This is a genomic window from Pseudomonas sp. FH1 (genome assembly GCF_000510895.2).
Lineage (GTDB): Bacteria > Pseudomonadota > Gammaproteobacteria > Pseudomonadales > Pseudomonadaceae > Aquipseudomonas > Aquipseudomonas azotoformans_A.
Genome location: NZ_AOHM01000043.1, coordinates 139568 through 164268, shown reverse-complemented (window position 1 = coordinate 164268; position 24701 = coordinate 139568). Strand labels below are relative to the sequence as shown.

The 24701-nt window shown below is 57.6% G+C and carries 20 protein-coding genes; 13 read left to right on the top strand and 7 right to left on the bottom strand.

The window, feature by feature from the left end; translation table 11 throughout:
• The 7 genes from H096_RS33930 to H096_RS15185 form a co-directional block, all read right to left on the bottom strand.
• Positions 1 to 418, bottom strand: a 418-nt coding sequence (locus H096_RS33930) for a hypothetical protein (protein WP_156717487.1), incomplete at its 3' end; no start/stop codon positions are given.
• Between the two features lie 51 nt (positions 419 to 469).
• Positions 470 to 1492 carry a hypothetical protein gene (locus H096_RS33925; protein ID WP_156717486.1) on the bottom strand — a complete coding sequence of 341 codons (1023 nt, stop codon included), beginning with the start codon at positions 1490 to 1492 and terminating at the stop codon, positions 470 to 472.
• Positions 1493 to 1626: 134 nt separating this feature from the next.
• Positions 1627 to 2088 (bottom strand): molybdopterin synthase catalytic subunit MoaE, encoded by a 462-nt coding sequence (moaE, locus tag H096_RS15205; RefSeq protein WP_033899589.1) that lies wholly within the window; start codon positions 2086 to 2088, stop codon positions 1627 to 1629.
• 2 nt (positions 2089 to 2090) lie between these two features.
• Complete coding sequence (gene moaD, locus H096_RS15200; RefSeq protein ID WP_033899587.1) at positions 2091 to 2333, bottom strand: molybdopterin converting factor subunit 1; 243 nt, start codon at positions 2331 to 2333, stop codon at positions 2091 to 2093.
• A complete protein-coding gene (gene moaC / locus H096_RS15195) occupies positions 2330 to 2803 on the bottom strand; it encodes a cyclic pyranopterin monophosphate synthase MoaC (protein WP_033899585.1) in 474 nt (157 codons plus the stop codon). Before moaC ends, moaD begins: the two co-directional genes overlap by 4 nt.
• Positions 2804 to 2891: 88 nt before the next feature.
• Entirely contained in the window at positions 2892 to 4286 is a 1395-nt protein-coding gene (locus H096_RS15190) for a PhoH family protein (RefSeq protein WP_016978207.1), read from the bottom strand.
• Positions 4287 to 4627: 341 nt separating this feature from the next.
• On the bottom strand, positions 4628 to 5752 hold the full coding sequence (locus H096_RS15185; RefSeq protein ID WP_033899583.1) for a polysaccharide deacetylase family protein: 1125 nt from the start codon (positions 5750 to 5752) through the stop codon (positions 4628 to 4630).
• An 82-nt stretch (positions 5753 to 5834) separates the two neighbouring features.
• Here H096_RS15185 and tssI point away from each other — a divergent pair, with 82 nt between their 5' ends.
• The 13 genes from tssI (at position 5835) to H096_RS15120 (ending at position 24677) form a co-directional block, all read left to right on the top strand.
• Entirely contained in the window at positions 5835 to 8336 is a 2502-nt protein-coding gene (tssI, locus tag H096_RS15180; protein WP_241495507.1) for a type VI secretion system tip protein TssI/VgrG, read from the top strand.
• Positions 8337 to 8339: 3 nt separating this feature from the next.
• Positions 8340 to 9701 (top strand): VRR-NUC domain-containing protein, encoded by a 1362-nt coding sequence (locus H096_RS15175; RefSeq protein ID WP_051422051.1) that lies wholly within the window; start codon positions 8340 to 8342, stop codon positions 9699 to 9701.
• Positions 9694 to 10800, top strand: a complete 1107-nt coding sequence (locus H096_RS15170) for a type VI immunity family protein (protein ID WP_051422049.1) — start codon at positions 9694 to 9696, stop codon at positions 10798 to 10800. The genes H096_RS15175 and H096_RS15170 overlap by 8 nt, the downstream gene beginning before the upstream one ends.
• 68 nt (positions 10801 to 10868) lie before the next feature.
• Entirely contained in the window at positions 10869 to 11717 is an 849-nt protein-coding gene (icmH, locus tag H096_RS15165) for a type IVB secretion system protein IcmH/DotU (RefSeq protein WP_033899581.1), read from the top strand.
• 148 nt (positions 11718 to 11865) lie between these two features.
• The gene (yaaA, locus tag H096_RS15160) at positions 11866 to 12645 is read left to right on the top strand and encodes a peroxide stress protein YaaA (protein WP_033899579.1); all 780 of its coding nucleotides are present in this window, start codon (positions 11866 to 11868) and stop codon (positions 12643 to 12645) included.
• Positions 12646 to 13544: 899 nt separating this feature from the next.
• Complete coding sequence (locus tag H096_RS15155; protein WP_033899577.1) at positions 13545 to 14861, top strand: nucleotide sugar dehydrogenase; 1317 nt, start codon at positions 13545 to 13547, stop codon at positions 14859 to 14861.
• Between the two features lie 83 nt (positions 14862 to 14944).
• Positions 14945 to 16426, top strand: coding sequence for a mannuronan synthase (alg8, locus tag H096_RS15150; RefSeq protein WP_161630253.1), 1482 nt, complete (start codon positions 14945 to 14947; stop codon positions 16424 to 16426).
• A 36-nt stretch (positions 16427 to 16462) separates the two neighbouring features.
• Positions 16463 to 17629, top strand: coding sequence for an alginate biosynthesis protein Alg44 (locus H096_RS15145; protein WP_033899573.1), 1167 nt, complete (start codon positions 16463 to 16465; stop codon positions 17627 to 17629).
• Between the two features lie 2 nt (positions 17630 to 17631).
• A complete protein-coding gene (gene algK, locus H096_RS15140) occupies positions 17632 to 19026 on the top strand; it encodes an alginate biosynthesis TPR repeat lipoprotein AlgK (RefSeq protein ID WP_033899571.1) in 1395 nt (464 codons plus the stop codon).
• On the top strand, positions 19023 to 20510 hold the full coding sequence (locus tag H096_RS15135; protein ID WP_033899569.1) for an alginate export family protein: 1488 nt from the start codon (positions 19023 to 19025) through the stop codon (positions 20508 to 20510). The genes algK and H096_RS15135 overlap by 4 nt, the downstream gene beginning before the upstream one ends.
• Entirely contained in the window at positions 20510 to 22099 is a 1590-nt protein-coding gene (gene algG / locus H096_RS15130) for a mannuronan 5-epimerase AlgG (protein WP_033899567.1), read from the top strand. Before H096_RS15135 ends, algG begins: the two co-directional genes overlap by 1 nt.
• Before the next feature lie 11 nt (positions 22100 to 22110).
• Positions 22111 to 23559 (top strand): alginate O-acetyltransferase, encoded by a 1449-nt coding sequence (locus tag H096_RS15125; protein WP_033899598.1) that lies wholly within the window; start codon positions 22111 to 22113, stop codon positions 23557 to 23559.
• Positions 23560 to 23567: 8 nt separating this feature from the next.
• Complete coding sequence (locus tag H096_RS15120; protein ID WP_156717485.1) at positions 23568 to 24677, top strand: mannuronate-specific alginate lyase; 1110 nt, start codon at positions 23568 to 23570, stop codon at positions 24675 to 24677.
• Positions 24678 to 24701 lie beyond the last annotated feature (24 nt).

The window sequence follows — 24701 nt, the reverse complement described above, 5'->3', positions numbered from 1 at the left end:
GCACCTTACCGGAGGGTGAGGTGTTGCACTCAGTTTTTGCGGCCGCCTCCTTATAAACCACATGCAACGTGCTGGCGTCGGGGCGTTTTACAACCAGATCCTTGAGTTTGCGATCTTTGAACTGCATCATCCCCCCAACGGGGGGGAGCCCGAGAGTGCTGAACCGCTCACCTGTTAGCAGAGTAAGTTTGCCACTATCAACATCAAATTCGGTATTACTCAAACTCCAACTCCTCCCAACGAATGAGGAATTGGGCGACATTAGGGAAAATGACAAAACAATGTCTTTTCTCGACTCCAATGCGCCCTGCGGATAAAGTGTCACTAAGTGAATACGGAAGTTGTAATGACCTGTTCGAGAGTCAACATGACCTTGAAAATAGCGATCAACGTTAAAAGCCTGAGAATGCAGTTCCATAGAGCACCCTATTGAATCTCTGGATTATCTGTATCAGCCCACCCACATAATCTAGGCATCTTGAAAGTTTACGGTTTGGCCTTTATCCGGGGATGCGATTCGAAGCCTAATTAAATTCCCAAAATTATCGAGTCCAAGCCAAGTGCCTTGACAGGGTGAATGACCGTTCTGGACTACTCGATGAATGATCCTTATGGCACGCATATTAGTGCGCACCTGACCGAACCTTACCAGCAAACTAGGCGATACTACTGTTGTATTCCAAATATCAGAAACTCGAATCTCCGTAAACGAATCATCCTTCCCAGTAAGCGTTCCCACTCGATTGTGAAAAGGTGCTCCGGAGCTACCAAATATACATGATGTATGAAAAGGATGGGGTGCTTCAGTTTCACCCACTCCTAGTTCAAGACCCAAATTACTGAAAACCCTTAAACCTTGCGGCGGAGTCAAGTAATACACAGCAACATCAAAGCTCTCACTGTGGTGTGCATCATAGTCTGCATTAAGAGTTAACTGACTCGCCAACACTCGATAGGGCACAACGGGCGTGACGTAAATACCCGAATCGCACTCACTTGATACGATAGTTTCACTACCGATATTTAATTGAGCCATTAATCGATGAGGCTCTATGCTCGCTCGCTCATCTGCAGATATATAATAATCAAATAGCTCAACACCTAGAGGTGGAGAAACTGGATCGGCCTGATCTTCCAACTGTGGAACTCCATCACCCGTCCAGCGCCCAGTATCATAATCATTCTTATATCTATAATAGTTAAATCCGCGCGGCATCGCAGACGTTGGCGGCCCATACGTGCGGACATGAAGGTATGCGTAAAGCACCTCACTCAAAAGCACCTGCGTCCAGGTTAAGTCACGCTCTTGTTTTTCCAAGATCAACTCTATAACGACCTTGAGTTGATGCTTGCCATTTCTATAAAGCAAATTAGTTGATGACCCACCGCCTGGAAGAACCAACCGAAAGTGTGCAGCCCTGTATATTTCCGCGCGCGCATCGGATGTTTTACAATTCTCCAGAGACCTATCAACGCTTTTATTCACGGCCATTTCTACGCACCTCCAACCTTATGTTATCGAGATAACATTTAAGAGGAAAAACACGTAAAGTGTTAACTGTCAGATTTGACAGTTAACAAGAGCCATTCGAAATAAACTTTCAATTTTTTAACGCCAATAGGGCTTTAAAAGCCTTCAAGATTCCAGCGTTTCTCTGCTGCCTGATCACTGTCGCGCCCCTCCACCCAACGCGGCCCCGCACTGGTATTTTCTTTCTTCCAAAACGGCGCCCGCGTCTTCAGGTAGTCCATCACAAATGCACACGCATCAAACGCTGCCTGCCGATGGGCGCTCGCTGCCGCCACAAACACAATCGGCGCCCCTGGCTCCAGGGCGCCAATGCGGTGCAGCACTTCCAGCTTGAGTAACGGCCAGCGCTGCTCGGCTTCCACGGCGATCTTGGCCAGGGCTTTTTCGGTCATGCCGGGGTAGTGTTCCAGGAACATGCCTGCCACATCCAGGCCATCGTTGAAGTCGCGTACATACCCGACAAAACTCACCACCGCACCCACACCCACGTTGGCCGCGTGCATGGCATTCACCTCAAAACCCGGATCAAACGCCTGGGCCTGCACTCGAATGGCCATGATCAGCCTCCGGTCACGGGTGGGAAGAATGCGACTTCGTCACCTGCCTGCACCGGCTCATCAAGGCCGCACAACTCTTCGTTGCGCGCACACATCAGGCTGGTCTCGTTGAGTACGGCAAACTCCGGGTCACTGGCCAACGCCAGGCGTACAGCGTCGACAGTGGCGAAATCGCCCTCCATCTCCAGCGAGTCAAACCCCACCGCCTCGGCGTAACGCGCAAAAAACAATACGTTGATGCTCATGCCTGCTCCGCCTTGAAGTGCCCGCTCTTGCCGCCCAGCTTTTCCAGCAGGCGAATGCTTTCGATGGTCATACCGCGATCCACGGCCTTGCACATGTCGTAGATCGTCAGGGCCGCAACGCTGGCGGCGGTGAGGGCTTCCATCTCCACGCCGGTCTGGCCGGAGAGTTTGCAGCGCGCCAGGATATGCACCGAGTCTGCGCCATCGGCGCTCAGTTCGACCTTGACGCCCGTCAACATCAACGGGTGGCACAGGGGGATCAGATCACTGGTTTTTTTCGCCGCTTGAATCCCGGCGATGCGGGCCACGGCAAACACGTCACCCTTGGGATGGGCGCCGTCGACAATCATTTTCAGGGTCTCGGGCAACATGCGCACCCGGGCTTCGGCCACCGCTTCACGGAACGTCACGGACTTGTCGGTGACGTCGACCATGTGGGCGCGACCTTGGGAATCGAGATGAGTCAGCACAGGGATACTCCTGATCAGGAGCACCGATTGTAAACCTTACACACAATAAATGTGGGAGCTGGCTTGCCAGCTCCCACCGTGGCAGTGGTTACAGATGGGATTCGGCGTATTCAGCCAGGATCGAACGTGGAACCCCTTGCAGCGCAATGTGCACGCCGTTCGGGAAGTCTTTGAAGCGTTCCGTCAGGTAGGTCAGCCCGGAGCTGGTCGCGGACAGGTAAGGGGTGTCGATCTGTGCCAGGTTGCCCAGGCACACCACTTTGGAACCGGCGCCGGCACGGGTGATGATGGTTTTCATCTGGTGCGGGGTAAGGTTCTGGCATTCATCGATCAAAATCAGGCTCTGCTGGAAGCTGCGACCTCGGATGTAGTTGAGGGATTTGAACTGCAACGGCACTTTGCTGAGGATGTAGTCGACGCTGCCATGGGTGTTTTCATCATCCATGTGCAAGGCTTCGAGGTTGTCGGTGATCGCCCCCAGCCACGGTTCCATTTTTTCCGCTTCGGTGCCGGGCAGGAAGCCGATTTCCTGGTCCAGGCCCTGCACGCTGCGGGTGGCGATGATGCGGCGATAGCGCTTGGTCACCATGGTCTGCTCGATGGCGGCAGCCAGGGCGAGGATGGTCTTGCCGGAACCGGCGGCACCGGTCAGGTTGACCAGGTGGATGTCCGGGTCGAGCAGCGCGTACAGCGCCAGGCTCTGGTAGATGTCACGCGGTTTCAGGCCCCAGGCTTCCTGGTGCAACAGGGGTTCCTGATGCAGGTCGAGGATCAGCAGCTTGTCGACCTGGATCTCTTTGATCCAGCCCACGAAGCCCTGTTCGTCGACGATGAATTCATTGATATGCACGGCGGGCAGATTTTCGATCAGCTGCACCTGGTGCCAGGTACGGCCATGGTCCTGGCGGGTTTCGACCTTGCTGACGCGATCCCAGAACGAGCCAGTGATCATGTGATAACCACGGGACAGCATCGACACGTCGTCGACCAGTTGGTCGGTGCTGTAGTCCTCGGCCGCGATCCCACACGCTCGGGCCTTGAGGCGCATATTGATGTCTTTGGTCACCAGCACTACGCGCAGGTCCTTGTCGCGGGCGTGCAGGTCGATCAATTGGTTGATGATTTTGTTGTCGTTCAGATTTTCCGGCAGCAGGCTGTTGGGCTCGCTGCGCTTGCTCATCAGAATCGACAGCAAGCCCTTGGGCCCGCCTTTGCCGCGCTGGATCGGTACGCCGACTTCGACGTCCTCCGGCGACGCTTCGCCCAATGTCTTGTCGATCAGGCGGATGGCCTGGCGACATTCGGCGGCAACGCTGTGGTGCCCGCTTTTGAGTTTGTCGAGTTCCTCAAGCACGATCATCGGGATGGCGACGTGGTGTTCTTCGAAGTTGAGCAGTGCGTTTGGATCGTGGATCAATACGTTGGTATCAAGCACATAAAGGATTGGCTGGTCGGAAGAAGGGTTACGTCCATGATCATCCATACTCGGTCACCTTTTGTGGGAGCCAGTCGACGCAATACCTGGGCGGTGCTGCGCCTCGATTCGACCACCGACTGCACCTTAAGTGACGTCAAGCGCAGTGCCCACCTGAGGAGTCTTGGAAGACGCCACCTGTGCTGCAGGGTTCGGCGATCTGACTTCGTAATACCGCAAAACGTGTGACAGAAAAAAGCACTTTGACGCTTTTTTGAAGTTTATTTTTCAGGATGACGAATAGCACTAGCCGAGCACCCCGTACCCCGCTAAAGTCGGAAGTCCGCCTGCTTCGAAATGTCGCAAAAAATCACCCCGGAAACGCCTCATCCCCAACAGGGCCGGGCACTTCATCGAAACGCCTCCCGGCAGTCCTGCCAACCCAGACCACTCTGCGCCGTCGCCTGCAACAGCATGGGTAAAGCCACCCGCGCCTTGTCCTGGGTGTCGTGAAACACAATCACGCCTTTGCGCCACAGCAGCATCAAGGTCAGCACCCGTTGCGCCGATTCATCGGCCTTGAGCTTGCCCGGTTCGTCCTGGGAATCGATGTCCCATAGTGCCACCTGCAAGCCCTGGGCTTGAAAGAAGCCCTGGCTGTCCGCACGACGTTGACCATAGGGCGGACGGAACAGCGGCACGTAGTTTTCCGGCATCAGGTTTTGCGCCAGTGACGCACTGCGGGTGATGGAACTCTGCCAGTCCACCCAATGGCTGTGTGAGCGGTATTGCCAGCCCTGGGTGCCGACGCACTGGCCCTGGTACAACGCCTGCACATCGGCCACCGAACTGCGCTCGACACGGGTTTGCAGGCTGCTGCCGAGGGCGAAGAACGTGGCGTTCATCTTTTGCTTGCGCAGGTAGTCGGTGAGCCAGTCGGTATTGCCGCTGACGGGCGCGGGGCCGCCGTCAAAGGTAAGCAGGAACAGGCGATCGTTGAATTCATCGCCATTGCGCTCATGGTCGCCGAAGCGCGCGACTTCGCTGCTGATCTGCGGGAACAGCGCGGCCTTGCGCAGTAGCTCGTCCAGGTAACGCTCATGGAACACATGGCTGGGGTTGGCCCAGCCTATATAGAAGGAGTCTTCACTTACCTCGAACTTGCCGGCCTGCTCGCGCAGGTCGTCCATGTTCTCTACCAGATAGCAGAACGAGGCGTCGACTTCGCAGCTCTGCTGGGCATACGTGTAGTTCTCCAGCAACCGCTGCCAGAGCTGGCGACGCAGGTCGTCGATGGCGGACAGGTTGATGATCTTCAGGCCCAGGCGCTGCTTGAGCGCGGCTTCATCCTGGTTCTCGCTGGCCAGCAGGCTGTGGGCGAACATGAGGATTTCGGCGCGTGAGGCCACGTCGAACAGCGCCGGGCTGCCGAGTTTTTCAGGCCAGGTGCCACGGTCCAGGCTGGCCACATCCACGGGCGCCGCCTGGGCGTTCAGGCATAGCAGACATGCCGATAAGAAAAGTGCTATTCGCACACGGGGTCTCCCTCTCCAGAGTCGTCAGCCATCATAGCCGATCACATTAGCCAGGATGGCGATGGGCCGGGGTTTGAGGAGAGTGCCCCGCCTCTGGAAAAAGACAGAAAAATCCGACATCCATTACACCCGTACTGGTAAGAGGTCTCTGGATTCCCTCCAAGCTATTGTAGGGCTTGCTTACCGCTTCCTAAGATCGCGTCCACCCACATGGATGGGCCGCGCTAGCCGCGTCGATAGAAGAGGAAGCCCCATGCCCCGTCAAAGCGACCTGCGTTACACCTTCGAACCGCTGCGGGGCGATCCCTTCGAAGTGGTCTCGTTCACCCTTGAAGAGGGCCTTTCCCAGCCCTTCAAATTGGAGCTGGAACTGGTCAGCCATCATCCGGCTATTGATTTCTACCGAGTACTCGACCTGGCGGGGCTGTTCACAATCTGGCGCGATGGCACCCCGGTACGTTACGTCCACGGATTAGTCAGCCTTTTCCAACAGGGCGACACCGGCTTTCGCCGCACCCGCTACACCGCCGTGATCGAACCGACTCTAAAACGCTTCGACCTGCGCTCCAACTGGCGCATCTTCCAGGCCCAGACCGTACCCGACATCATCACCAGCGTGTTAACCGAGCAAAAGCTGACCGACATCCGCAGCGAAATCTGCTTCGAGCACCAACCCCGCGAATACTGCGTGCAGGCCGGCGAAACCGACCTAGACTTCATCGCCCGCCTCGCCGCCGAGGAAGGCCTGCTCTACACCTTCGAACACCACGCCGACGGCCACACCCTGGTCCTCACCGACCGCGTCGGCGGTTTGGGCACCATCGGCACCCACACCGATTGCCCGGTGATCTACCAACCGATGGGCGGCGGCGATGCCATGGAACCGGCGTTGAACCGCTTCCACTACACCGAGCAAGTGCGCACCGCCGTGCAGGTACAGCGCGACTACACCTTCACCCACCCGCGCTACAACCAGCAGCACACCGCCACTGGCGATCAGGACCTGAACAACCAGCACAAGGACTACGAACGCTACGACTACCCCGGCCGTTACAAGCGCGATATCGCCGGCAAGCCCTTTACCAAAACGCGCCTGGCGGCGCTGCGCAACGACGCCAAGTTGGCACACCTGGAAGGCGACGATGAGCGCCTGCAACCGGGGTTGGCGTTCGACCTCAACGATCATCCGCGTGAGGACTTCAATGATCGCTGGCGCACCATCGCCATCAAGCACGAAGGCAAGCAGCACACCAGTTTGCAGGAAGAATCGTTTGGCAGCGGCCTCGGCACCTCTTACACGTTAAAGGCCAGCGCCATCCGCTGGACCTCGGACTGGAAAGCTCCACTGCGCAATAAACCCTGCATCGACGGCCCGCAGATCGCCACGGTGGTCGGGCCACCGGGTGAAGAGATTTATTGCGATGAATGGGGACGAGTGAAAGTGCAGTTCCCGTGGGATCGTTCGGACAAGAATAACGACCAGAGTTCGTGCTGGATCCGTGTCGCCCAAGGCTGGGCAGGCGCGACGTGGGGTGCCATGGCCGTGCCGCGCGTGAATCAGGAACTGATCATCAGCTTCCTGGATGGTGATCCTGACCAACCTATCGCCACGGGCCGCACCTACCGCCAAACCAATCTGCCGCCGTATGAGCTGCCCAAACACAAGACGCGGATGACCATCAAAAGCCGAACCCACAAGGGCCCTGGCTTCAATGAGCTGCGATTTGAGGATGAGCTGGGCCACCAGGAAGTCTTTATCCACGCCGAAAAAGACAAGAACGTCCACATAAAAAACAACAACGGCATTTTCGTTGGCAATGATCGTCAGGAACGGGTCGAGCACGATGAAAAGATAGAGATTGGCCATGACCGCACAGAGCATGTCAGCAACAACGAAACCGTGAGTATTGGAAAGGATCAACGCCATACCGTCGCTCGGGATCGATTTCACCACATCGGAAACAACCACGAAATTTCCACCGACAACAACCGTATTGAATGTGTTGGCAATGAACGCCACGACAAAACGGGGACTAATCATCACATCCAAACCGGCGGCAATGTCGATCACAAAGTGCAAAGTCATTTTCGACTGGCCGCTGGCAAGGCTATTGAACAAAAGACTGCTTACTATGAAGTTAAAGCAGGGCAGCGGATTGTCTTCAAATCCCCTGGAGGGACCCTCATTCTCGACGAGAGTGGAATCACACTTGACGGCATATTGATCACTATCAAAGGTCAGGTTGATATGTCCAGTGGAGCTAAAACCAATGACGGTTGGAGGGGCGAAGGCAGCCCTGCAATGGGCAACTTACAAGAATTTTTTATCCTGCGCGACGCCAATACCGGGAATCCGGTAGCTGATCGGCCTTATGAAATATTACGCGGCAGTGGCCATACCTTACGCGAAAGAACAGACGCCGAAGGCAAAACCAAAGTCGTCAATTCAAGCGATGCAGAACCCTTGGAAATCCAAGTATTAGCCAACGAGAAAAATCTCGTGAAGCTCAGTGCCGGATACTGGGACGACTTTGGCGTGATGGACATCGACTTTTCTTCCAACCCTGCTTCGGAGGAGAACTAAGTCATGAATGAGCCATTAAAACCGCGAACTGCAAGCCGTGCCCCAGACGGTAAAACCCGCAGCGTCACCAAACCCCATAACAGCGGCATGGTATTGCCCGTTACCGACCCGCTCGATTTGTGGTATCTGTGTGAAAAAGCCTCCTACGCCAAAGCCATCCCATATAAGCGCGCGAAAGACGGCTACCCGATGTATCAGCGCACTGTATCGCAGTTAGTACGGTGTGATAACGAAGCGTTTAGGTATCACTTTCCTTACTGCGGCGAAGTCGGGTTTGATATGAGTAAAAGCCCGCCACAACCCATCATGAGTAAACGCGAACCCCATCGCCCAAGTAACTTTCCACTTTCACAATACGAGCAGTTGCGCAATCGCCATTTTGAACAGCTGACAAGCATGCGCATTGAAACCGACCTGCTGAGTAAAACTGATCTTGAAGAAATATTGTCGCCCACGTCATTAACTAGCGACGGCGCACTCGGGATTGACAGACAAAAAAATCCTCGTGGACTCCTTCGTATTCCCGATGTTCTGCGGCTGAGAGCATTCGGCAACCCAAGTAAGTCGCAATATAGTCAAAGTAATTTGACATCGGTGATTGAGATGAAATTTCCAGGGGATAGGCTAGCTCGTGATCAACAAATAGCATACGAGGATATTGCGGGGGATTATCAGAAGCTGAGGCTCCTTGAGACCAAAAATTGCGACTCCAGTGACAAGCAGAAATGGCGCGAGTGGGTTCGCTCCTCGGTAAGCGAGCCAGTGTACAGACCCGTCGAACAAGTCGTTAGCCTGGCGTCCCGCGCCGCTGCAGCCAGACACAAACTGTTGGTGGGCCGAATAGATGCTGAACATGCAGCGGCGCGACTCAAACTGGAAACTCAGTTCGTAGCGCCTGGCACGCCGGTGATGACAGCCACACCGGATCAGCGAGCGATACAGGCACAAAACCAACGAGCAGTTGCGGGCATTGAAATGACGCTGGCGGCGCCCTTTGTCGCTATTGGCGCCGCGATGGTGTCTATGGCGGCCGCACCTGCTACTGCTACTGCTACTGCTACTGCTACTGCTACTGCTACTGCAGAAGCCACTGCTCTGGTCGCCAATGCAGGCGGGCATTCAATCCGTTTCAAGCCTTTTATCACAGCTGCCAAGCGAGTTTTGGCCGGAGGCATTACTGGGGCTGGAACCGCCATGCCCGCCTTTGCCCACGCCAACACAATGCCGTCAGCCCCATCCTTATTCGCCGACGATCAGGATACTCAGGCCCGCTGGGCCGAATGGAACGAACGCCAACAGCACCAACAGACCACCCTCCAGAACTATGTATTTTGGGAGGATGTACCGGAGGCAAACCATGAATGAAGAGCAGTTTTTCCAAGACTTCGATGCCCATCGCTGGGACTTCACCATCGTCGATGAAGAAGATGAAGAGCAGCCGGTCCTACTCGTTGGGTTAGTAGCCACTTTTTATCTGGTAGATGCGTACCTTCCAGCGCGTAGAAAACATATTGCTGAAGCCTTTGAACTCTATTGCAAACACTTTGGTGAAAAATTGACATGGGGTTATACAGGGGGTGAACACATGATTGAGCGACAGTTCAGCCCGCAAGCCATGCGAGATTGTATTTCCTATATACAATCGGACGGCTTTGTAGAGTCAGCTGCACTTATGTGGTCATCCCACAACGGATTTCAGAATATTGGCACTTACATGTTCGATGCTTTCTCTCCTGCTGGGTGGTACGAAAAAGTTCATAGCTCAATGACGACCGTGAGAATCTATCTTCCTGTAGATGAACTTAAAGGCCAGGGTAAAGAAAAGTTCGACAGGTTAATTTTCGAACTGTGCAATATTTTGCGACCCCTGCACGGCGCGGCAGGATTGGGCATTCAACACAGTTATGAATGGGAAAATTATCAGCATATTGAATATCAACTCATTCAAGAATATCGGGGTGCAGACCTTTGCATTCCTACCGGCAGTAAGAAATGGCGCACTGGCTACAGCAACCTCAACTGGTACACCTATCTTGCCCACCATTGGGTAAGCAAACTAGGAACAACCGAGGACTTGCTCGAGCAGCTCAACGACGTACGCATAGGCATCTTGCCTTACGAATGGGGCACGATTTTTCGTGCTGGGGACTGGCCTGCCCTGGGCAAAGCCAATGTTGACCCTCGCCCTGAGTTATATGTGATGGTCAATGAAGTACTAAAGCCGTTGCGGGTGAGCAACATTGGCTCACTGCATTACGGCTCGATAGCCGGCGAAGTGCGCCTCAATGAGCGCACTAGCAACCAATGGCTGCGCCGCTTCGACCTCCCCAAAGGCAGCCCAAAGCATGAGCCTTCGCCGCTGTACCGCCGCATATCAGCAGCGGAGCAACAACGATTAAACGCTAGCAAGCAGATGTTTGATGAGTTTCTGAACAAAGCCCCCGACGGCAACCCCAAAATTTAACGGCTTACGCAAGTCAGGTGAATTTACAGAGTTCGGATCGCAACTCTTGGCGATCAGGAAATCATTAAATGAATGAGTACCTACCCAGCAAAAACGCGTCGACAGCGGGCGAAAGTGACCCGCTCTTCGACTATTCGCAACAGGACACCAACAGCAATACAAGCGACTTCGCGGAGAAGACGGCCAAGCCCAAACCCCCGGTACTGCTCGCAGACCTCGAATTCGACATGCGCGGCCTGGCGTGGAACCCGTTATGCGATGCGGCTACGCCCCTGATCGGCTTGGTGATCCGCCTGCGCCGTCTAGACCAGCACGATGACGTACCGGCGCTGTACCAAAGCGTCAGCAACCAGATCACCACGATCATGGAAGAAGTCAGCCAGTTCGACTACGACGCCGGCATGCTCAAGGCCTACTCCTACAGCCTGTGCCTGCTGCTGGACGAGGTGGTCATGAGCACCACCTGGGGCAGGCTCTCCACTTGGAGTGAACGCTCATTGCTCAGCCAGTTCCATGGGGAAACCCGAGGCGGTGAGCGATTCTTCACCGTCATGAACAACATGATCCCCGAAGCGGCCCGGTACCAGCATGTACTGGAGTTCATGTACCAGTGCCTGATCTCCGGCCTCAAAGGCAAATACGGCGCCCATGCCAAGGGCGATGACGAAATACAGAAGATCATCAACCAACTGCACGGTCTGTTGCGCCCGCTACGCGGCGAGACGCCCAAACGGCTGACCGATCCGCTGAAAAACGTCGCGCCGCGCAACTACCGGATCAAACGCGCCTGGCCATTGTGGACCCCGTGGGCCATGGCCGCCGTCGTGCTGACGGCCGCCTACACGATCTACTCAATCCGCCTGAACGCCATCACCCAGCAAGTGCTGGTGTCGCTGGAGCGGATTCTCAAGCTCTAATCCGTTTCCAGGATGCTCATTCTGCTGGCCCATGCCCCGAGACATGATGGTCATATAGCCAACACTCATAGGTACCTATCGCCATCATAGGTGGAGTCAAAACGCCCCAGCCCCTAGAATCCCTCCCACGATTACAGGAGACGACTTCATGCTGATGGTGATTTCACCCGCCAAGACCCTCGATTTCGAGACCGCACCTGCGACCCAGCGCTTTACCCAGCCGCAGTACCTGGACCATTCCCAGGAGCTGATCGAGCAACTGCGTGAGTTCAGCCCGGCGCAAATCAGCGAATTGATGCACGTATCCGACAAGATCGGCGGCCTCAACGCCGCTCGTTTCGGCAGCTGGACACCTGCGTTCACGCAGGAAAACGCCAAGCAGTCGCTGCTGGCGTTCAAAGGCGACGTGTACACCGGCCTGAATGCCGAGACCTTCAGCGATGCCGACTTCACCTACGCGCAGGACCACCTGCGCATGCTCTCGGGCCTCTACGGCCTGCTGCGCCCGCTGGACCTGATGATGCCGTATCGCCTGGAAATGGGCACCAAACTGCCCAACGCCCGTGGCAAGGACCTGTACGCCTTCTGGGGTACCCGCATCAGCGAATGGCTTAACGAAGCACTGGCTGAACAAGGCGATGACGTCCTGCTGAACCTGGCCTCCAACGAATACTTCTCGGCGGTCAAGCGCACAGCCCTGAACGCGCGGATCATCAACACCGAGTTCAAGAACCTGAAGAACGGTCAGTACAAGATCATCAGCTTCTACGCCAAGAAAGCCCGGGGCATGATGAGCCGCTTTGTGATCGAAGAACGTATCAACGACCCGGCCAAGCTGAAGGAATTCGACGTGCAGGGCTATCGCTTCAATGCGGAGCAGTCGAAGCCGGATAACTTGGTGTTCCTGCGCGATCACGCACCGGAATAAAGCCGAACCCGCCTCTTAAGGCAATGAGATCCAAATGTGGGAGCGGCGGTGCGACGATTCGACTTGCTCGCGAATGCGGCGTGTCAGTCGATAGATTCTTCTCTGATCCACCGCATTCGCGAGCAAGCCCGCTCCCACAGTTTTGATTGCATTTCAACTTCCGAATCGCCATTTTTTTGGCGTCAAAAAACATCCTGACGCATCTCTAACAATTCTTTCACTCGACATCCGTCGTTTTTTTTCGTAGTGGCACCACTTTTTTTAAACACTAGTGGCACAAAACTATCCCCTTCTCCCAACTCCCCACAACTACTGGCCCAAATAGCAAGTGCTATCAATATAATACCAGTGCCATCTTTCCTAATATTTCAAGAAATTTCCGGAAACAGGATGAGCGGCCCGGAACTTCGTCAAAACGCACGGCTCATACCACCGGTAACGAAATTCTCTGTTTCTGTAAGAGATGACTTACATAACGACCCAAGGAAGTAGCGAAGTTGCCCCATCAACTTTGACTCATGGGTCATATCATCAACTGATATGAGTTGAGGGCGGCGATAAGGATGAATTGCTATCCCCTATAGGCCAAGGCAGCGCTTACCTAAATGTGTCAGTGATGACACCCAAGGTGCTGATAAATAAAGGCTTTAAGCCTCTATCTGCACCCTGCGGCACTGGCGTCGGCACCTTCCCCTAGGAAGGCCGGCTGCATTTCAGGGCAAGCCCCAATAACAAGGCCAAGTTGCGCACAACTTGAGTGCAATAGTTAGTCACTCACTAATTAACATGCCTGTACACGGTAAGTCGGCGTCTATTCGCCCAACTTTCGTGGCATCAGTGACGCTTGCAAACATGAACTCCGGCCAATTATTGGCATGATTAACACAGAGGTAAATGCGATGCGCATCAGCATATTTGGTTTGGGTTACGTTGGCGCAGTGTGTGCCGGTTGCCTGTCTGCCCGTGGCCACGAAGTGGTGGGCGTAGACATCTCCAAGGACAAGATTGACCTGATCAATGCGGGCAAATCGCCAATCGTTGAACCCGGTCTGGGCGAGCTGTTGAGCCAGGGTATTCAGAACGGCCGGCTGCGCGGTACTACCAACTTCGCCGAAGCCATCCGCGACACCGACCTGTCGATGATCTGCGTCGGCACGCCAAGCAAGAAAAACGGCGATCTGGAACTGGATTACATCGAAGCGGTATGCCGCGAAATCGGCCTGGTCCTGCGTGACAAAACCACCCGCCACACCGTGGTCGTGCGCAGCACTGTGCTGCCTGGCACTGTGGCTAACGTGGTGATCCCGATCCTCGAAGACTGCTCGGGCAAAAAAGCCGGCGTCGACTTCGGTGTCGCGGTCAACCCGGAATTCCTGCGTGAATCCACCGCCATTGCCGACTACGACCTGCCACCGATGACCGTCATCGGTGAATTCGACAAAGCCTCCGGCGATGTCCTGCAGTCGCTGTACGAAGAGCTCGACGCACCGATCATCCGCAAGGACATCGCCGTTGCCGAGATGATCAAGTACACCTGCAACGTATGGCACGCCACCAAGGTGACCTTCGCCAACGAGATCGGCAACATCGCCAAGGCCGTCGGCGTCGACGGTCGCGAAGTGATGGAAGTGGTTTGCCAGGACAAGACCCTCAACCTGTCCCAGTACTACATGCGCCCAGGCTTCGCCTTCGGTGGTTCGTGCCTGCCAAAAGACGTGCGCGCCCTCACCTACCGCGCCGGCTCCCTGGACGTGGAAGCGCCGCTGCTCAACTCGTTGATGCGCAGCAACGAGTCCCAGGTGCAGAACGCCTTCGACATCGTCTCCAGCCACGACAAGCGCAAAGTCGCTCTGCTGGGCCTGAGCTTCAAGGCCGGTACCGATGACCTGCGCGAAAGCCCATTGGTCGAGCTGGCCGAAATGCTGATCGGCAAGGGCTACGACCTGAGCATCTACGACAGCAACGTCGAGTACGCCCGTGTTCACGGCGCGAACAAAGACTACATCGAAGGCAAGATCCCGCACGTGTCGTCCCTGCTCAACTCGGACTTCGACGACGTGATCAACAACTCCGACGTGATCATCCTGGGCAACCGCGATGAGAAATTCCGTGCCCTGGCGCAGAACGCACCGCACGGCAAGCAAGTGATCGACCTGGTGGGCTTCATGTCCAAGGCCACCAGCACGAGCGGTCGTACCGAAGGCATTTGCTGGTAACAGCAACGGCCAGTTCCAAGCTGCCAGCGTACTAATCCCCAGCGCTGGCAGCCTGGAGCCTTCTTCACCTTCGGATGACGCTTATGTCCAAGTTAAAACACATATTGCTCCAATCCGCCGGCTGGCTGTTCTTCCTCAGCCTGCTGATGGGACTCGCCCTGCTGCTGCCGGCGAGTACGTTCGACTCCGAGTCGAAGAATTTTATTTTCCTGATTGGCGCCGTCGGTATCTGGCGTTACTCGATGGGTGCTACGCATTTCTTTCGCGGCATGCTGTTCCTGTACGTGGTCTACCCGCACCTGCGCCGCAAAGTGCGCAAGCTGGGCAAGGCTGCCGACCCGTCCCACGTGTTCCTGATGGTCACCAGTTTCCGGATCGATGCGCTGACCACCGCGCAGGTCTACAGCTCGGTGATCCGTGAAGCCATCGAATGCGGCTTCCCGACCACCGTGGTCTGCTCGCTGGTGGAAATGTCCGATGAGCTGCTGGTGAAAAGCCTGTGGGAACGCATGAACCCGCCGGAACACGTGAAGCTCGACTTCGTGCGTATCGCCGGTACCGGCAAGCGCGACGGCCTGGCCTTTGGTTTCCGCGCCATCTCCCGCCACCTGCCGGATGACCGCGCAGTCGTTGCGGTGATCGACGGCGACACCGTGCTCGCCGAAGGCGTGGTACGCAAGACCGTGCCGTGGTTCCAATTGTTCGGCAATGTCGGCGGCCTCACCACCAACGAATTCTGTGAAGTACGCGGCGGCTACATCATGAGCGAGTGGCACAAACTGCGCTTCGCCCAACGCCACATCAACATGTGCTCCATGGCCCTGTCCAAGCGCGTACTGACCATGACCGGTCGTATGTCGGTGTTCCGTGCCAGCGTGGTCACCGACCCCGGCTTTATCGCCGACGTGGAAAGCGACTCGCTGCAACACTGGCGCCTGGGCCGCTTCAAGTTCCTCACCGGTGATGACAAGTCCAGCTGGTTCAGCCTGATGCGCCTGGGCTACGACACGTTCTACGTGCCGGACGCGGCGATCCATACCGTGGAACACCCGCCGGAAAAGAGCTTCATCAAGGCCAGCCGCAAGCTGATGTTCCGCTGGTACGGCAACAACCTGCGCCAGAACTCCCGCGCCTTGGGCCTGGGTGTACGCCGCCTGGGTCTGTTCACCAGCGTGGTGTTGTTCGACCAACGCGTGTCGATGTGGACCTCCCTGCTCGGCCTGACCGTGGCAATCATCGCCACCTTCAAGTACGGCGGCGCGTTCATCCTCGCGTACCTGCTGTGGATCGGCATTACCCGCTTGATTCTCACCCTGTTGCTGTCGTGCTCCGGCCACACCATCGGTCCGGCTTACCCGGCGATTCTCTATTACAACCAGATCATGGGCGCACTGGTGAAGATCTACGTGTTCTTCCGCCTTGATCAACAGTCCTGGACCCGCCAGGACACCAAACTGACCCGCGATTTGGCCAGCTTTCAACGTTGGTTCAACACCTGGTCGTCTCGGACCATGACCTTCTCCGCCGGCAGCATTTTCGTCGCCGTGTTGCTGATGATGGTCTGACCCTGCCAAGCCTGAATTAACTTAAGGAATGCCCTGATGAACAGCCAAGTAAACGCCAATGTTGTCCACGAATCCGAAGCCCAGCGCCAACATGCCCGCGTGAAAATCCCGGCCAAGCTGCGCTTCTTCAACACTGACCGCACGCCGACCGAAGCCCGGGTGATCGACCTGTCCGCCGGCGGCCTGGCCTTCACCTCGACCCAGCCGTTGACCGTCGGCGAAGTGCACAAGGGCCGCCTGCAATTCGTGATCGATAACCTGGGCCTGGCGATGGACGTGGAGCTTCAGATCCGCTCCTACGACCGCCAGAGCGGCCGTACCGGCTGCCAGTTCCAGAACCTCGACGCCCAGGATATTTCCACCCTGCGCCACCTGATCACCTCGCACTTGTCCGGTGACATCGTGACCATGGGCGACGTGCTGGCGACCCTGCAACGCGACAACTTCACCAAGGCGCGCAAGGTTAAGGACGGCGGCAGCAACATGACCGCCGCCGGCCGTCTACGCGCCGTGGTGTTCAGCGCAGGCATCTTCATCGTCGGCCTGGCCGCCTTCGGATTCATCTTCAAATCGGTGTACGGCATGTACTTCGTCAGCCACGCCCAGGCCGGCCTGGTCAGCGTACCCGGCATGAACGTGACCATGCCGCGCGATGGTACGGTGCAAAGCCTGCTCAAAGGTGACGGGATCGCCGCCAAAGGCGCGCCGCTCGCCACTTTCAGCACCAGCATGCTCGACGTGCTCAAGGGCCATTTGGATGAAGACCAACTGCAACCGGCCAAAGTCGAAGAGCTGTTCGGCAAGCAAATGACCGGCACCCTGACCTCGCCTTGTGATTGCGTGGTAGCCCAGCAAATGGTCGCCGACGGTCAGTACGCCAACAAAGGCGACGTGATCTTCCAACTGGTGCCACGCGGCAGCCTGGCCAATGTGGAAGCGCGCTTCACTTATCGCCAGTTCGCCGATGTTCGCCCAGGCACGCCGGTGAGCTTCCAAGTGGCCGATGAAGAACAGATCCGCACCGGCACCATCGTCAGCAGCACCAGCCTGAACAGCGCCGACCTGTCCTCCGACATCCGCGTGCAGATCAAGCCTGACGCACCGCTGGACAGCACCTACGCCGGTCGCCCGGTAGAAGTGACCAGCGACCGTGGCCCCTCGCTGAACTGGCTGATCGATAAAGCCATGGCTGCGGGTCTTTAATCATGAGCGCCCTTCGAAACCTGCCGGTGCCCCTGGCGCTGGCCATCGCCCTCGCCGGTTGCGCCGGCCTGCCCGACCAACGCTTGGCTAACGAAGCTTTGAAACGTGGCGACACCGTCACCGCGCAGCAGAATTACCAGCAACTGGCAGACCTGGGCTACAGCGAGGCCCAGGTGGGCCTGGCTGATATCCAGGTAGGCACCCGCGATCCGGCGCAAATCAAACAGGCCGAAGCCACCTACCGCGCAGCGGCAGATACCTCGCCCCGCGCCCAGGCCCGCCTCGGTCGCCTGCTGGTGGCCAAGCCTGGCAGCACCGAAGCCGAACACCATGAAGCCGAAGGCCTGCTGAAAAAAGCCTTTGCCAATGGCGAAGGCAACACCCTGATTCCGCTGGCGATGCTGTACCTGCAATACCCGCACAGCTTCCCGAACGTGAATGCGCAGCAGCAGATCAGCAAATGGCAGGCAGCCGGTTATCCGGAAGCCGGCCTGGCCCAGGTCCTGCTGTATCGCACCCAAGACACCTACGACCAGCATCTGGATGACGTAGAGCGCATCTGCAAGGCCGCGCTCAACACCACCGATATCTGCTACGTCGAGCTGGCTACGGTCTACCAGAAAAAAGCCGAACCTGAGAAGCAGGCCGAGCTGCTCAAACAGATGGAAGCCGGTTACAGCCGTGGCACCGTCACTGCACAACGCGTCGACAGTGTTGCCCGAGTACTCGGCGACGCCACCCTCGGCCAGCCGGACGAAAAAACCGCCCAGGCCCTGCTGGAAAAAATCGCCCCTGGCTACCCGGCTTCGTGGGTCAGCCTGGCGCAACTGCTCTACGACTTCCCGGAACTGGGTGACGTCGACCAGATGATGAAGTACCTGGACAACGGCCGCGCCGCCGACCAACCGCGCGCCGAACTGTTGCTGGGCAAGCTCTACTACGAAGGCAAGTGGGTGCCGGCTGACGCCAAGGCCGCCGAAGCGCACTTCGAAAAAGCCGTAGGCAAGGAAGTGGCCGCCGATTACTACCTCGGCCAGATCTATCGCCGTGGCTACCTGGGCAAGGTCTACCCGCAAAAAGCCCTGGACCATTTGCTGACCGCTGCGCGCAACGGCCAGAACAGCGCCGATTTCGCCATCGCCCAATTGTTTTCCCAAGGCAAGGGCACCAAGCCCGACCCATTGAATGCCTATGTCTTCAGCCAGTTGGCCAAAGCCCAGGACACGCCAGAAGCCAATGACTTGGCCACGCAGCTGGAAACCCCGCTGACGCCTGAGCAACGCGCCCAAGGCCAGCGCCTGGTGCAACAGGAACTGGCCGCCCGCGGCACCCTGGCCCAGAGCACGCTGCAACTGCACGCCCTGGATGAAGAAGACGACGGCGAGGAATCCCTATGAAGCTCAATCCATTCGTCAAGGCCGGTATCGGCCTGACCTTCGCCCTGCTGTGGTCGTGCCCGACCCTGGCTGCGCTGACCGAAGCCAAGAACTTCGGCCTGGAAGTCAAAGCCACCGCGCAGTCCGAAGACGACCGCGACCTGGGCACGCAGAAAGGCGGCGACGTCAACGGCGTCGGCCTCGACCTGCGCCCGTGGATCTACGGCGAAAGCGGCGCGTGGAGCGCCTACGCCATGGGCCAGGCCGTGGTCTCCAGCGACATCATCGAGACCGACCCGCTGCAACAGTCGGCCGATGACGAAAACCAGCAGACCACCAACAACGACCGCAAGACCAAGAAAAATTACTTGGCCATGCGTGAGTTCTGGGTCGGCTACAGCGGCTTCACGCCCTACCCTGGCGAGATCCTCAAGCTGGGTCGCCAACGCCTGCGCAACGACGACGGCCAATGGCGCGACACCAACATCGAAGCGCTGAACTGGACCTTTGACACCACCCTGCTCAAGGCCAATGTCGGCGTTGCCGAACGCTTCAGCGAATACCGCACCGACCTCAAGGAACTGTCGCCCAAGGACAAGGACCGCCAGCACCTGTACGCCGACGCCGCCTACCAGTGGACGCCCGGCCAGTGGATCGGCCTGCGCGGCCATCACACCCATGACAACGGCAAGCTCGACTACCCCGAACCCGGCGTGCCGACCGATTCGTTGGACAAGCGTGAGAACGGCGACCTGAGCTGGCTCGGCATCGAAGCCAACAGCGACGCCTACAACTGGCGCAACACCAACACGGTCAACTACTGGGCCAGCGTCACCGGCATGCGTGGCGACCGCGACACCGTCAATGCCCTGAACGCCGACGGCACCCGCCCGACCAATGCCAAGCGCAGCGATGACGTGAGCGGCTGGGCCACCGACCTCGGCGTGCGTCTGCGCCTTGATCCGCAGTGGCAAGTCGGTGCGGCCTACTCCCGCGCCAGCGCCGAGTACGAGCAGAACGGCCTGCAGAGCAACCGTTCGAACTGGACCGGTACCCAGTCCCGCGTGCACCGCTTCGGCGAAGCCTTCCGCGGCGAGATGAACAACATGCAGTCCATGAGCCTGTTCGGTTCCTGGCAGCTGCGCGAGGACTATGACGCAAGCCTCGTCTACCACAAGTTCTGGCGTGTCGACGGCAACAAGCCGGTCGGCAGCAACGGCATCGATGCGGTGCAGAACAACACTGACGACGTGACCGGCGCGATCCTGTCCAGCACGTCCCTGCCGCTTGAAGACGGCAAGAAAGACCTGGGCCAAGAGATGGACCTGGTCGTCACCAAGTACTTCAAGACCGGCCTGTTGCCGGCTGCGCTGAGCCAGTCGATCGACGAGCCGTCGGCCCTGGTGCGTTTCCGTGCCGGTGTGTTCAAGCCAGGTGACGCCTATGGCAGCCAGGTCGATTCGTACATGCATCGCGCCTTTGTCGACGTGATCTGGAAGTTCTGATGGGAGCCTGCGCAATGAACCCTCAAGCCCTCAAAGGCTCGGCCATGTTGGCGGCAGCGATGCTGCTGGCAAGCGGTGCTGCCATGGCCGATGTCGCGCCGCAGGCGAAAGCGCCGACCATCGCCAAAGAGCTGCAACAGGCCAAGACCTACACCATCTCCAGCCCGCCGACCGCGCCGCTGGAAATGGCCAAGCCGGCCCTGCCGGATCTGTCGGGCTACACCGATGCGGCGATGGAAAAGAAAATCGTCAGAAGCAAGCCGGGCAAAATCAGCATCCGCCGCATGATGCAAGAGGACGCCCTCAAGGACTTCATCGGCGGTGACAACAAGATGGCCGAGTGGGTGGTGCGCCAGCACGGCATTCCCCAGGCGATTTTTGTCGACGACGGCTACATGAACCTCAAGGACCTGCTGGGCAAGGTGCCCAAGCAGTACCTCAGCGAGACCTCGCCGGGTGTGATCGTGGCCAGGCTGCCGATCGTGGTGGGCCGCAAGGGCATCCTGGAAATCGACAAGAAGACTCAGGAACTGCGCCTGTCCCAGGAAGCCGGTTCGTTCCTGATCAACGACGGCCAGCTGTTTGTGCGTGACACCAAAGTCACCGGCTGGAGCGAAAAGGCCAACGGCCCGGCGCTGTTCAAGTCGCCCAAGGAATTCCGCCCGTTCCTGCTGGCCTGGGGTGGCACCGAGACGTATATCTCCAACACCAAGATGGCCAGTTTCGGTTACGCCAACAGTAAGTCGTACGGGGTGAGTATTTCCCAGTACACACCGAACATGGCCAAGGTGCTCAAGCGTCCGGAGCCGACCGGCTGGATCATCAACTCCGAGTTCTCGGACATGTGGTACGGCTTCTACTGCTACGAGACCACGAACTTCGTGATCAAGGGCAATACCTACAAGGACAACATCGTCTACGGCATTGACCCCCACGACCGTTCCCATGGCCTGATCATCGCGGACAACACCGTCTACGGCACCAAGAAGAAGCACGGCATCATCATTTCCCGGGAAGTGAACGACAGCTTCATCTTCAACAACCGCAGCTACGACAACAAGCTCTCGGGCCTGGTACTCGACCGTAACAGCGTCAACAACATCGTGGCCGACAACGAGTTCTACCGTAACCACACCGACGGCATCACCCTCTATGAGAGCGGTGACAACCTGCTGTGGGGCAACAAGGTGATCGCCAACCGTCGCCACGGTATCCGTGTGCGTAACAGCGTGAATATCAAGCTGTACGAAAACACCTCGATGGCCAACGGCTTGACCGGCCTCTACGGCCACATCAAGGACTTGACCGACACTGACCGTGACATCGCCCTCGACCCATTCGACGCCAAGGTCTCGCTGATCGTGGTCGGCGGTGAACTGGCGGGTAACGGCAGCGGACCGCTGTCCATTGACTCACCGTTGAGCGTGGAGCTGTACCGCGTGTCGATGCTGGCGCCGACCAAATCCAGCGGTATCAGCTTCAACGGCGTGCTGGGCGATCGCCAGGAAGAGATTCTCGACCTGCTGGTGCGCCAGCAGAAAGCCGTGCTGATCGACCCTGTCGAACGCCAGACCGAATTGCAGGACTGAGGATGACCCTTATGCACCCACACATGATCAAACTGCTGAGCCTCTCGGGTCTGACCCTCGGCCTGCTCGCGGCCAGCCAGGGCGTGCGCGCCGACGAAATCAAGGCGCCGACCTTCACCGCCGAGCCGTGCTGCAGCCTGTGCCCGGCCGCCCACGATGCGCGCAACTACACCACGCGCTACCAGCAGAACTTCACCACCCTGGTGCAAGCCCAGGGCGACTGGCTGTTCCGGACCCAGGAAGACTTGCGTACCGAATTCGACACATCGCCTGCCGGCTACAAACGCATGCAACAACTGCACGATGCGTTCAAGGCCAAGGGCGTGGAACTGGTGGTGGTCTACCAGCCGACCCGTGGCCTGGTGAACCGCAACAAGCTCAACCCAGAAGAGAAAGCCAAGTTCGATTTCGACAAGGCACTGGGTAACTACAAAACCATGCTCGGGCGTTTCGCCAAGATGGGCTACGTGGTGCCGGACCTGTCGCCGTTGACCAATGAGCAGTTGCCGGACGAGTTGCCGGCCCACGATTTCTACTTCCGTGGCGACCAACACTGGACTCCGTATGGCGCCCAGCGCACCGCGAAAATCGTCGGCGCCAAAGTGCGTGCAATGCCTGAATTTGCCGGCATCCCACAGCGTGAATTCGAGACCAAACGCTCAGGACGCATGGGCAAGACCGGCACCCTGCACAACATGGCCGGGCAACTCTGCGGCACCAGCTACGCGATCCAGTACATGGACCAGTTCACCACCGAGCCCAAGGGCGAAGCGGGCGACGGCGACCTGTTCGGCGATTCGGGTAACCCGCAGATCACCCTGGTGGGCACCAGCCACAGCGGCAAAAACTACAACTTCGCCGGCTTCCTGGAACAGGAAATCGGCGCCGACATCCTCAACGTCGCCTTCCCCGGCGGTGGTCTTGAAGGCTCGATGATCCAGTACCTGGGCAGCGACGAATTCCAGAAGACCCCGCCAAAAATCCTCATCTGGGAATTTTCGCCGCTGTACCGCCTGGACCAGGAGACCATCTACCGCCAGATGATGTCGCTGCTGGACAACGGCTGCGAAGGCAAGCCGGCACAGATGACCGCCAGCACTTCGTTGAAGCCGGGCAAGAACGAATTGATGGTGAACAGTTCGAACAAAGACCTGCGTAATGCCAATCACCAGGTTGATATCCGCTTCGCCGACCCGTCGATGAAAACCCTGCAAGCCACCCTCTGGTACATGAACGGGCGCCACGAGGACATCAAGATCGAGAAACCCGAAACATCCGATACAGACGGGCGTTTCGCCTTCGAACTGCGTACCGATGAAGACTGGGCCTCGCAGAACTTGCTGGCCGTGGAAGTCCAAGGCCCGGAAGCGGGCCAGGCTGCGCAGAAGGTTGAAGCGAAAATTTGCACACGCAACGTATTCCCAGCGGGCGGTCAACAGACCGCTTCAACTGGGCAATGAGGTTACCTATGCAGAAGTTATTGATTCCAACGCTGCTGGGCCTGGCGATGTTCGCCGGTTCAGTCAACGCCGCCGCGCCACTGCGTCCACCCCAGGGCTATTTCGCCCCAGTGGAAGCGTTCAAGACCGGCGACTTCAAGAATGACTGCGACGCCATGCCGGCGCCGTACACCGGCTCGCTGCAATTTCGCAGCAAGTACGAAGGTTCGGACAAAGCCCGCGCCACCTTGAACACCCAGTCCGAAAAAGCCTTTCGCGACAGCACCGCCGACATCACCAAGCTGGAAAAAGACACCAGCAAGCGCGTGATGCAGTTCATGCGTGACGGTCGCCCGGAGCAGCTGGAATGTACGCTCAACTGGCTCACGAGCTGGGCCAAGGCGGATGCGTTGATGTCCAAGGACTTCAACCACACCGGCAAGTCGATGCGCAAATGGGCGTTGGGCAGCATGGCCTCGGCCTATGTGCGCCTGAAGTTCTCCGACTCGCACCCGCTGGCCAACCACCAGCAGGAATCGCAGCTGATCGAAGCCTGGTTCAACAAACTGGCCGATCAGGTGGTCAGCGACTGGGACAACCTGCCGCTGGAAAAAACCAACAACCACTCCTATTGGGCCGCCTGGTCGGTGATGGCAACGTCCGTCGCCGTCAACCGTCGCGACCTGTTTGATTGGGCGGTGAAGGAATACAAGGTCGGCGTGAACCAGGTCGACGACCAAGGCTTCCTGCCCAACGAATTGAAGCGCCAGCAACGCGCGTTGTCGTACCACAACTACGCGCTGCCGCCGCTGTCGATGATCGCCAGTTTTGCCCTGGTCAACGGTGTCGACCTGCGTCAGGAAAACAACGGCGCACTCAAACGCCTGGGCGACCAGGTGCTGGCCGGGGTGAAAGACCCGGAAATCTTCGAACAGAAGAACGGCAAAGAGCAGGACATGAAGGACTTGAAGCAGGACATGAAATTCGCCTGGCTCGAACCCTTCTGCACCCTCTACACCTGTGCGCCGGATGTGCTCGAGCGCAAGCACGGGATGCAGCCGTTCAAGACGTTCCGCCTCGGGGGCGACCTGACCAAGGTCTACGACCCGACGCATGAAAAAGGCAACAAAGGCAGCTGATTGAACGCAATACAACCTCCCCCG